Genomic DNA, 11,484 nt, shown 5'->3' on the forward strand with positions numbered 1-11,484 from the left:
GCCCGCCGTCGACGGCGCGGGCCAGCTCACTCTCGCGCTCAGCCGCCGCCGGGTCGCCGCCGCGGCGCGCGCCCGGCTCGCCGACACCGGCCGCGAGCCCGCTTTCCTCCTCGAGCTGCGTTTCCTTCGCGCCGGCGGCGCCCGGCGCCTGGGCGAGCTCGCCGAGGCCTGGGTGCGCGCGCTCGTGCCCGCCGGGAAGGCCGACGCCGTCCACGAGCTCTCCGACGACTCCGACCGGGTCTTCTGCCTGCTCGTCGACGCCGACTACCGGCCGGTGCGCTCCCCCGCCGAGCTCTTCGAGCGCTACCCGCAGCGCGCCTAGCCCGACCCGGCCGGGGCGGTTTCAGGCCTAGTCCTCGGCCGGGTCCTCGCCGGCTAGGTCCTCGAGGTGGTAGTAGTCGTCGTCCTCGACGGGGCCGAGCTCGTCCTCCCACAGCGGGGCCTGCCTGGCCGCGAGCGCGACGACGTCGAAGAGCCTCTCGGGGTCGGTGTGCTCCCCGAGCTCGAGGCGCTCCTCGCCCTCCTCGCCGTCGGTGAGCATCGCGACGGTCGCGACCGGGGTATCCCCGTCGAGCTCGACGACGACCTCCAGGTCCGAGGCGGCGGTGAGCTCCGCGAGCAGGCGGTGCGGGTCGTCCTCGTCCTGGACGAACTCCACCTCCGCGAGCCGCACGTCGTCGCCGACGACGAGGTCGCGCAGCAGGCCGACGACCTGGTCGATGGCGATGTGCCGGCTCACCGCGGCGAGCGCGTCCTCCGCGGAGAACGCGACCTGCACGAGCACCGCCGAGAAGGACTCGTCCTCCTCCGCGACGTCCGCGGCGGCGACGTAGACGTTCGCCGCCGGGAGCTCGGAGTCGATCTCGACGAACTGGAGCTCCACCTCCGGGGTGATGGGCACGAACAGGGTGTCTCCGCCCACCCGCGACTCGATGCCTTCCCGGTCCAGCCGGGAGGCGATGTCCTCGAAGAAGCTCATCCCAGACCGCCTGCCTTTCGATGTCCGGCCCCGGGCTCGCCGGGGCCGTGGGAAGAGGGACCCGCCGGGCGCTCCCCGCCCGGTCGTGGAGCCGATCGTAGCGGCGAAACGGCCCCGGCGGGAGGGCCGAAAACCGCCCTTTTCCGGCGGCGCTCAAGAAATAAGGCCCGCCAGACCGGCCGCGGGGCCGGCGGGGAGCCACTACGCTCGACGAGGATGGCGCGACCCGCGCGCGACACGACGGCGCCGGGCTCGCGCCGGTCGGCACTGTGGCAGCGATGCGAGTCGAAAGTGGGGCGAGGGTAGCGGTGACGCCAGGCTTGTCGGAGATCGTCGCCCGGATGCGGGCCCGCGGCTCGCTCACCGCGGGCGCGCTCGTAGCCGCCGTGATCGGGGTGGGCTTCAGCCTGCTCGCGCCGGTGGCGACCGGCGACGGCATCGACGCCGCGCTCGGCGTCGGCGGCGAGGACACGTGGGTCACGGGGCTGATCTCGGGCTTGAGCCCCGTGGCGACCGCGGCGGCGCTGCTCGCGCTCGCGGCGGTGGGCCGCTTCCTCGCGCAGTTCGTGCGCCGCTACCTCGCCGGCCGGCTCTCCCTGGGCATCCAGTACGACTTAAGAACCGGGATCCTCCAGGCGCTGCAGCGCCTCGACGGGCCGGTGCAGGACCGCATCGCCACCGGCCAGGTCGTCTCCCGCTCGATCAGCGACTTAAGCGTCGCGCAGCTCTTCGTCGCCAGGCTCCCGCTCATCGCCAGCGACGTGCTGCTGCTCGTCTTCACGGTCGCGGTGCTCGTGGCGATCTCCCTGCCGCTGGCGATCGTCGCGCTGCTCATGCTGCCGGTCGTCGCGCTCGTCACGCTCGCCTCGAGGCGCCCGGTCTACGCCTCGACGTGGTCGGCCCAGCAGGGCGAGGCCGACGCCGCGACCCACGTCGAGGAGACCATCACCGGCGTGCGCGTGGTCAAGGCCTTCGCCCAGGAGCCGCGGGAGATCTCCGCGATGGAGCGCCTCGCCGGCGCGGTCTACGCCCTGCAGATGCGCGCGGCCAGGGTGCAGGCCCGCTACCTGCCGGTAGTCAACCACCTGCCCCAGATCGCGCTGGTCGTCACCATCGCCACCGGCGGGCTCGTCGCGCTCGGCGGATACATCAGCGTGGGCACGTTCTTCACGTTCGCGCTCTACATGGGCAACGTCACCACCGTCGCGAGGCGGCTGTCGTCGATGATCCTGCGCCTGCTCATGGCGCTCTCCGCGCTCGACCGGCTCGCCGACATCCTCGCACTGCGCCCGGAAAACGAGCCCCCGGAAGAGCCCGCGGAGCTCCCCCGCAACAACTCCGGCACGGGGCTTCGGCTCTCGGGCGTGACCGTCGCCGGGGAGAGCCCCGACGGCGAGAACGTCCCCGACGCCCTGTCCGGGGTGGACCTGGAGTTCCCGCCGGGCTCGACGACCGCGGTCGTCGGCCCGCCGGGCGCGGGCAAGTCGATGCTCGTGCTGCTCACCAGCGGCCTCTACCGGCCCGACGAGGGCCGCCTCGAGCTCACCGGCAAGGACGGCTCGACCGACTACCGCGACCTGGGCCTTGGCGAGCTCCGGGAGCGCGTGGTGTGCGTCTTCGACGACGCGTTCCTCTACTCCGCCTCGGTGCGGGAGAACATCGCCATGGCCAGCGGCGCGAGCGACGAGGAGGTGCGCCGCGTCGCACGCATCGCCCGCGCCGACGGGTTCATCGAGGAACTCGCCGACGGCTACGACACCATCGTCGGCGAGCGGGGCTTAAGCCTCTCCGGCGGGCAGCGCCAGCGCGTCGTGCTCGCCCGCGCGCTCCTCCACCGCCCCAAGGTGCTCGTCCTCGACGACGCGACCTCCGCAATCGACGCCGCCACCGAGCGCGCCATCCTCACCGACCTGCGCGAGGAGCTCACCAACGTCACCGTCGTCACCGTCGCGCACCGCGAGTCCACCGTCGACTTCTGCGACCGCGCCATCGTCCTCGACCACGGACGCGTCGCCGCCGCCGGGCCGCTTTCCGAGGTCGCGCCGACCGCCGAGTTCCGCTCGATCATCGCGCCCGCCGACGAGTCCGCCCGGGCCGAGCGCCCCTCCCCCGCCGCCGGCCGCGGCGAGGCCCCGGGATGGGAGGCGCTGTGGCCCCACACGCCCGAGTCGGCCGCGGGCGAGGCCGTCGACGAGCGGCTCCACCTCACCGCCCGCGACGGCGTCGGCTCGCTCACCCCGTCCAAGGAGCTGCAGGGCGACATCGACTCGCTGCCCGCGCCCGACGAGCGCCCCGACGAGACCGCCCGTCGCCTCTCGCTCGCGACGGGGCGCTTCAGGCTCGCGCCGATGCTCGGCGCGGTGCGCGGGCTCATCGCCGCGGTCGCGGCGCTGCTCGTCGTGGGCGTCGTCGCCGACCTCATCGTGCCCTACCTCATGCGGCTCGCCGTCGACCACGGCGTCGCCGCCGGCTCGGCGGGCGTGCTCGGCCTCGTCGCGGCCGCGGGGCTTGGCGTCGTGGCGTTGAGCTGGCTCGCCGAGCGGGTGCGCACGGTGCTCTCCGCGAGGGCCGGGGAGCGGGTGCTCTTCGGGCTGCGGCTGCGCAGCTACCGGCACCTCCAGTCCCTGTCGATGAGCTACTTCGACCGGACGCTGTCCGGCCGGATCATGACGCGGATGACCTCGGACATCGACAACCTCTCGACGTTCCTCCAGACCCAGCTCGCCGAGGCGGTCGTCTCCCTGGGCACGCTCGCCGGCGTCGTGGCGATGCTCGTGATCACCGCGCCGCAGCTCGCGCTCATCGCGCTCGTCGCGATCCCCGTCATCGCGCTTCTCACCTGGTGGTTCCGCTCCGTCACCTCGGAGGCCTACGCCGCGGCCCGCCAGCAGCAGAGCACGCTCAACGCCGCGTTCCACGAGCACGTCGCGGGACTGAAGACCTCCCAGCTCTACGGCCGCGAGGCGATGGACCGCGAGTCCTTCGCCGCGCAGGCCGGGCGCTACTTCGCGCTGCGGATGCGCGCCCAGACCGCCGTGAGCCTCTTCTTCCCCGGGGTCACCGGCATCGCCGGGCTCACGAGCGCGGTCGTCCTCTGGGTCGGGGCGGGGCTCATCTCTAACGGTGAGCTCACCCCCGGCGTGCTCATGGCCTTCCTCATGTACCTCGGCCTGCTCTACGCGCCGATCCAGGAGCTCGGCTTCGTCTTCGACACGTGGCAGCGCGCCCGGGTGAGCTTCTCTCGGATCAGCGACCTGCTCGCCACCGAGCCGACCGTGCCCGACGAGGGCGACGACCCCGGCGCCGCCGAGGCCGCGGGCAAGGAGCTCGCCGCGCGCGGGGTCGCGTTCCGCTACCGCGAGGAACTCGACCCGGTGGCCACGGACTTGAACGTCGAGATCGCCCCCGGGGAGACCGTCGCCGTCGTCGGGCCGACCGGGGCGGGCAAGTCCACGCTCGTGAAGCTCATCGGCCGCTTCTACGACCCCTATCGGGGGGCCATCGAGGCGGGCGGGGTGGACGTGCGCTCCTTCCCGCTTTCCGACTGGCGCGCCCGCGTCGCGCAGGTGCCGCAGGAGGCGACGATCTTCTCCGGGACGGTCGCGGCGAACATCGCCTACGGCAAGCCCGGCGCCACCCGCCGGGAGCTCACCGACGCCGTCGACCGCATCGGGGGACTTGGCGTCATCGCGCAGGTTCCCGGCGGCTTCGAGCACGTCGTCACCGAGCAGGGCCGCAGCCTGTCGGCCGGGCAGCGCCAGGTCGTGGCGCTCGCCCGCGCGGAGCTCACCGACGCGCCCGTCATGCTCCTCGACGAGGCGACGGCGACCCTCGACCCCGCCACGGAGGCGCAGGTGCTCGCCGCCTCGCAGGCGGCGACCGGCGGGCGCACCGCTGTCGTCGTCGCCCACCGACTGCTCACCGCGGCGGGCGCGGACCGCATCCTCGTCATGCGCGACGGGCGGGTCGTCGAGGAGGGCAACCACGCCGAGCTCCTCGAGCTCGGGGGCACGTACGCGGAGATGTGGGAGGCCGCCCGGCAGCATTCCTAGGACGCCGGCGCGGCCAGCCGAAACGGCTCCTATAGTGTGACTGATAACGCGAAGTAAAGCGTTAGTATGGTTCCCACCGCCGTACTTAACTCTACTTGTGACGAAAGAGGCGAGAACCTGCCGTGAGCAGCGCTAACACCTTCGGACAGAACACGTGGTTCGTCGACGACCTCTACCAGCAGTGGTCGCAGGACCCGGACTCGGTGAGTAAGGAGTGGGCGACGCTCTTCGACCGGGAGGGCAAGCCCGTCGATACGCCCGAGGCCCCTGCCGATAAGGCCGCTCCCGCCGAGAAGAAGGCCACCGCCTCCGGCGGCCGGAAGGGCTCCGGCTCGCCTCAGGCGAAGCGCCCCTCGGACCCGGTGAAGCGCGATAGCGCCCCGGCCCAGCCCACCCCGCGGGACTCGACGACGACGCCGACGAGCGACTCCGCGCAGGCGCTCACCGCGCCGCAGCGCGAGGTCGGCCAGCAGCGCCGCCCGGGCACCCCGCCGAAGCGCGACGGCGCGGGCCGCACCCGCCCGGAGTCGCCGCTCGACCGGCTCGACGGCTCGGGCCTGCCGGAGGCGGGCCCGAAGAAGCTGCGCGGCACGTTCAAGTCGATCGCCACGAACATGGAGAAGTCCCTCGACCTGCCGACCGCGACGTCGGTGCGGGACATGCCCGCGCGGCTCCTGTTCGAGAACCGCACGATCATCAACGACTACTTGAAGCGCACCCGCGGCGGGAAGCTGTCGTTCACCCACATCATCGGCTGGGCGCTGGTCAAGGCCACGCAGCTCCACCCGACGATGAACCAGCGCTACGAGGAGATCGACGGCAAGCCGCACCTCGTCGACCCCGAGCACATCAACCTCGGCCTGGCGATCGACCTGCCGCAGAAGAACGGCGGGCGCGCGCTCGTCGTCGCGGCGATCAAGGAGGCCGAGAACCTCACCTTCGACCAGTTCGTCGACGCCTACGAGGACATCGTCCGCCGCTCGCGGAAGAACAAGCTCACCCCCGACGACTTCTCCGGGGTGACGATCTCCCTGACGAACCCGGGCGGCATCGGCACGAGGCACTCGGTGCCGCGCCTCAACCCGGGCATGGGCACCATCGTCGGCGTCGGCTCGATGGACTACCCCGCCGAGTTCGCCGGCGCCTCCACCGACCGGCTCGCGGACCTGGGCGTCGGCAAGCTCGTCACGGTCACCTCCACCTACGACCACCGCATCATCCAGGGCGCCGAGTCCGGCGAGTTCCTCCGCGACATCTCCCGGCTGCTCATCGACGACGCATTCTACGACGAGATCTTCGCCGCCATCGGCGTGCCCTACGCGCCGATGCGCTGGAGCCAGGACGTCCCCAACACCGGGGTCGACAAGAACACCCGGGTCATGCAGCTCATCGAGGCCTACCGCTCCCGCGGCCACCTCATCGCCGACACCAACCCCATCGACTGGAAGGCGCCGGGGCTTCCCGAGCCCGACCACTCGGACCTCAACATCGAGGCCCACAACCTCACCATCTGGGACCTCGACCGCACGTTCAACGTCGGCGGCTTCGGCGGCCAGGAGACCATGACGCTTCGGGAGGTGCTGCGCCGCCTGCGCGACGCCTACACCCTGAAGGTCGGCTCCGAGTACATGCACATCATGGACGCCGACGAGCGCCACTGGCTCCAGGACTTGATCGAGGGCGGGATGCCCACGCCCACCACCGCGGAGCGCAAGTACATCCTCCAGAAGCTCAACGCCGCCGAGGCGTTCGAGAACTTCCTGCAGACCAAGTACGTCGGCCAGAAGCGCTTCTCCCTGGAGGGAGCCGAGTCCCTCATCCCGCTCATGGACTCCGCGATCGACACCGCGGCCGGCCAGAGCATGGACGAGGTCGTCATCGGCATGCCCCACCGCGGGCGCCTCAACGTGTTATTCAACATCGTCGGCAAGCCGCTCGCCCAGATCTTCAACGAGTTCGAGGGCAACATGGAGCAGGGCCAGATCGGCGGCTCCGGCGACGTGAAGTACCACCTCGGCGCCGAGGGCGAGCACCTGCAGATGTTCGGCGACGGGGAAGTCAAGGTCACCGTCGCGGCGAACCCCTCCCACCTTGAGGCGGTCAACCCCGTCATGGAGGGCATCGTGCGCGCCAAGCAGGACCTCCTCGACAAGGGCGAGGAGGGCTTCTCGGTCATGCCGCTGCTCCTCCACGGCGACGCGTCGTTCACCGGGCTCGGCATCGTGCAGGAGACGATCAACCTCTCCAAGCTGCGCGGCTACAACGTCGGCGGCACCGTCCACATCGTCGTCAACAACCAGGTCGGCTTCACGACCTCGCCCGCGCAGGGCCGCTCCTCGCTCTACTCGACCGATATCGCGAAGGCCTACGGCTGCCCGGTGTTCCACGTCAACGGCGACGACCCCGAGGCCGTCGTGTGGGTCGGCCGGCTCGCGACCGAGTACCGGCAGCGCTTCGGCAAGGACGTCTTCATCGACCTCATCTGCTACCGCCGCCGCGGCCACAACGAGGCCGACGACCCGTCGATGACCCAGCCGGTGATGTACAACGCAATCGGCAACCGCGCCACGGTGCGCGCCCAGTACGCCGAGGACCTCGTCAACCGCGGGGACCTCTCCCACGAGGACGCCGAGCTCGTCGCGCGCGACTTTCACGACCAGATGGACGCCGTGTTCCACGAGGTCAAGCAGGACTCCGACCGGGAGGCCGAGCAGCAGTCGGGGATCACCTCCTCCCAGGAGCTCACCCGCGGCCTGGATACGTCGATCAGCAAGGAGGAGCTCGCCGATATCGGCGAGGCCTTCGGCAAGGCCCAGGACGCGATCGCGCTGCACAAGCGGGTGCGCACCGTCGCGAAGAAGCGCGACGAGGCCGCCCAGGAGGGCGGCATCGACTGGGGCTTCGGCGAGCTCATCGCGTTTAGCTCCCTGGCCAACGAGGGCAAGCTCGTGCGGCTTGCCGGCGAGGACTCCAGGCGCGGCACGTTCACCCAGCGCCACGCGGTGCTCTTCGATTCCGAGACCGGCGAGGAATACAGCCCCTTAAACGAACTCGCCGCGAGCAAGGGCAACGGCGGGAAGTTCCTCGCCTACAACTCGCCGCTCACCGAGTTCGCGGGCATCGGCTTCGAGTACGGCTACTCGGTGGGCAACCTCGACGCGCTCGTCGCCTGGGAGGCGCAGTTCGGCGACTTCGTCAACGGCGGCCAGACCATCATCGACGAGTACATCTCCTCCGGCGAGGCGAAGTGGGGCCAGCTCTCCAAGGTCGTGCTGCTGCTGCCCCACGGCTACGAGGGCCAGGGGCCGGACCACTCCTCGGCGCGCATCGAGCGCTTCCTCCAGCTCGTCGCGGAGGGCTCCATGACGATCGCGCAGCCCACCACCCCGGCGAACTACTTCCACCTGCTGCGCCGCCACGCGCTCGGGACGATGCACCGCCCGCTGGTGGTCTTCACCCCGAAGTCGATGCTGCGCAACAAGCACGCCGTCTCCCAGGTCTCCGACTTCACCGAGACGACGAGCTTCCAGTCGGTCATCAACGACCCCAACCAGGTCGACCGCGACGGCACTATCGTCGGCGACCCGGAGAAGGTCACGAAGATCCTGCTGGTCTCGGGCAAGCTCTACTACGAGCTCGAGGAGCGCCGGAAGAAGGACGGGCGCGACGACATCGCCATCGTCCGCCTCGAGATGCTCCACCCGATCCCGAAGAACCGCCTCGGCGAGGCGTTTAGGACCTACCCGAACGCCAAGGAGGCCGTCTTCTGCCAGGACGAGCCCGCCAACCAGGGCCCGTGGCCGTTCCTCGCGGCGAACCTGCCCGAGGTCGTCGAGGACCTCCCGCCGCTCAAGCGGGCCTCGCGTCGCGCGCAGTCCTCCACCGCGACGGGTGTCGCCAAGGTCCACAAGGCCGAGCAGGCCAAGCTCCTCGACGAGATCTTCGCCGACTAACGAGCCCGCACCCCGCGGACGCGACTCGGGGCCCCGCGCCGGCGCTTTTCGCCGGGGCGGGGCCCCGCCGCATATCCGGACGCCGTCGCGGGGCGCCCTCCGCGGCAGCGACGCGAGAGGTCCCGCCGCCTCCGGCTTCCCTTGCCGGTGGCGGCGGGACCTTTCTCAGGCTCGCGGTGAGGCCTCCTTAGGCGTCATCCTCCTGCTTCGCGACCCGGTAGAGCCGCTCGTTGGCGAACTCAGTCACGCCCCACTCGGCGAGCTCGCGGCCGTAGCCGGAGCGCCCGATCCCGCCGAAGGGCAGGTCGTCGGCGATGACCGAGGCCTCGTTGACAAACGTCATGCCCGCGTCGATCCGCTGGAGCACCTCGTAGCCGTGCTCCTCGTCGGTCGTCCACACCGAGGCCGTCAGCCCGTAGGAGGTGTTGTTGGCCAGCTCGATGGCCTCCTCCTCGTCCTTGGCCTTGTAGACGGTGATGACCGGCCCGAAGATCTCGTTGCAGCCGATATCCGCGTTGGGGTCGAGATCGACGAGGAGGGCGGGCTCCATGAACGCTCCCGGCCGATCGATCTTCTTACCACCCCACACCACGCGCGCGGTACCGTCCTTCTCGGCGCGCTCGATGCGCTCGACGATCTCGTCGCGCGCCCCGATCGAGGAGAGCGCCGAGATGTCCGCCTCCGGGTCGTCGTAGGGCCCGACCTTGACGTTCTTGACCGCCTCGGTGAGGAACTCGACGGTCTTGTCGTAGAAGTCCTCGAGCACGATCAGCCGCTTCGGCGCGTTGCACGCCTGGCCCGTGTTGAACAGGCGGATACCGAGGAAGTTGGTGAGCACGAACTCGAGGTTCTTGTCGTCAAGCACGACGAACGGGTCGTTGCCGCCCAGCTCGAGCAGCGACTTCTTGTAGTGCTCACCCGCGGCCTTCGCCACCGCGGAGCCGGCGTCCTCGGAGCCGGTCAGCGAGACGCCCTTGATGCGCTCGTCCGCGATGAACGGCTCGACCTGCGAGCCGGAGGCGTAGACGTTGATATAGGCGTCCTTCGGAAGCCCCGCCTCCTCGAAGGCGTCCTGACAGTCCTTAGAGGACAGCGGACAGATCGAGGCGTGCTTGAGCACGATCGTGTTGCCCAGCAGCAGGTTCGGCGCCGCGAAGCGGGCGACCTGGTAGTAGGGGAAGTTCCACGGCATAACGCCGAGGATCGGGCCCAGCGGCTCCTTGCGCACGAACGTGCGCTTCGCGCCCACCGAGGGGTAGTGCTTATCGGCGAGCAGCCGGTGCGCGTTGCGCGCGTAGTAGCGATAGATCCCGATGACGATGTCGAGCTCGCCCTTGGCCTGCTCGGTGAGCTTGCCCATCTCGCGGCCGATGTGCTCGGCGTAGAGGTCCTTGTTCTTTACGTAGATGTCGGCGGTCCGGTCGAGGATCTCCACGCGCTCGTCGATGCTCGTGCGCCGCCACGAGGCGAACGCCGCCGTGGAGCGGGCGAGCACGTCGTCGCGGTCCTTGTCGTCGAAGCGATGGAACTCGTCTTCACGTTGCCCCGTCGAGGGATTCTCGAGATAGAAAGTAGACATAGCTCACATGTTAAGCCATCACGGCCCTATACATGTGGTTTTCGCCTACACTCTGCCTGCTAGTGGGAATCTCTGTCTCCGGCCTTGCCGCGTACCCAGCCAGAGTGCGACGGGCTCAGGCCGAGGCGCGATCCAGACACGAAGAAGGGGCGCCGGGGAGACCCTCACTGGGTTCCCCGGCGCCCCTTCGCGTCACCGCTGACGGTGGCGCCTGTTTTAGGGCGCTATCGCGTGGTTAGTTCTCGCCGCGGCGCTTCCCGAGCACGAGCGCCACGCCGCCAAGGGCGAGGGCCGCAAGACCCAGACCCAGGCCGGCGAGCACGCCGCTCACGCCCGTGGAGGCGAGACCCGACGGCGCCGGAGCACCCGGCTGCTGGGACGCATCCGACTGGCCGGAGCCCTCGCCCGGCTGCTGGGCCGGCGGGACCGCAGCCTCGGAGCCGTCGCCCTGACCAGCACCGTCGCCCTGGTCAGAGCCATCGCCCTCGCCGGAGCCGTCGCCCTCGCCCTGGCCAGCACCGTCGCCCTGGTCAGAGCCATCGCCCTGGCCGGCAGGCTGGACGGTGATGGTGAAGGTGCGCTCGGCCAGGACGTTGCCGTCCTTGTCCTTGATCGTCACCGTGACCTCGTGGTCACCCTCGGTGCCCTCGCCCGGGGTGCCGACGATCGCGCCGGTCTCCGGATCGTAGGACAGACCATCGGGCAGGCCGTCGACCTCAACCGAGCCACCCTCCGGGACGTTCTCGACCGGCACGTCGATCGGGTCGATCGGCTCGCCGACAGTGACGTCATCGGGAACGACAACCTCGCCGATGCCGGCCTTGGCGTCGTCATCGTCGTCGTCGGACTCGACCGGCTTGAAGACCACCGACGTCTCGTCGGTGCTGCCGTCCGGGTAGGTCACCACAACCGGCACCTCAA

General features: G+C 70.5%; 5 protein-coding genes and 1 pseudogene. 3 read left to right on the forward strand and 3 right to left on the reverse strand.

Translation table 11 applies throughout. The features are described 5' to 3' along the window. Window positions 1-322, forward strand: a pseudogene (locus HMPREF9719_RS04765) (hypothetical protein); the annotation flags it as partial. 27 nt (window positions 323-349) lie between these two features. Here the strand turns inward: HMPREF9719_RS04765 and HMPREF9719_RS04770 are convergent. After that, window positions 350-979, reverse strand: coding sequence for a hypothetical protein (locus HMPREF9719_RS04770; protein ID WP_004600844.1), 630 nt, complete (start codon window positions 977-979; stop codon window positions 350-352). 308 nt (window positions 980-1,287) lie between these two features. Here HMPREF9719_RS04770 and HMPREF9719_RS04775 point away from each other — a divergent pair, with 308 nt between their 5' ends. Both HMPREF9719_RS04775 and HMPREF9719_RS04780 read left to right on the forward strand, forming a co-directional pair. Further along, the gene (locus HMPREF9719_RS04775; RefSeq protein WP_004600845.1) at window positions 1,288-5,031 is read left to right on the forward strand and encodes an ABC transporter ATP-binding protein; all 3,744 of its coding nucleotides are present in this window, start codon (window positions 1,288-1,290) and stop codon (window positions 5,029-5,031) included. Window positions 5,032-5,153: 122 nt separating this feature from the next. Continuing rightward, window positions 5,154-8,984 carry a multifunctional oxoglutarate decarboxylase/oxoglutarate dehydrogenase thiamine pyrophosphate-binding subunit/dihydrolipoyllysine-residue succinyltransferase subunit gene (locus HMPREF9719_RS04780; protein WP_004600846.1) on the forward strand — a complete coding sequence of 1,277 codons (3,831 nt, stop codon included), beginning with the start codon at window positions 5,154-5,156 and terminating at the stop codon, window positions 8,982-8,984. 187 nt (window positions 8,985-9,171) lie between these two features. On the opposite strand, the gene HMPREF9719_RS04785 is transcribed toward HMPREF9719_RS04780, so the two are convergent. Then, window positions 9,172-10,563 (reverse strand): NAD-dependent succinate-semialdehyde dehydrogenase, encoded by a 1,392-nt coding sequence (locus HMPREF9719_RS04785; protein WP_004601851.1) that lies wholly within the window; start codon window positions 10,561-10,563, stop codon window positions 9,172-9,174. Window positions 10,564-10,798: 235 nt separating this feature from the next. Further along, a partial coding sequence (locus tag HMPREF9719_RS04790) for an Ig domain-containing protein (protein WP_004600848.1) occupies window positions 10,799-11,484 on the reverse strand: 686 nt, incomplete at its 5' end.

It is taken from the genome of Corynebacterium otitidis ATCC 51513 (assembly GCF_000296405.1).
Classification (GTDB): domain Bacteria; phylum Actinomycetota; class Actinomycetes; order Mycobacteriales; family Mycobacteriaceae; genus Corynebacterium; species Corynebacterium otitidis.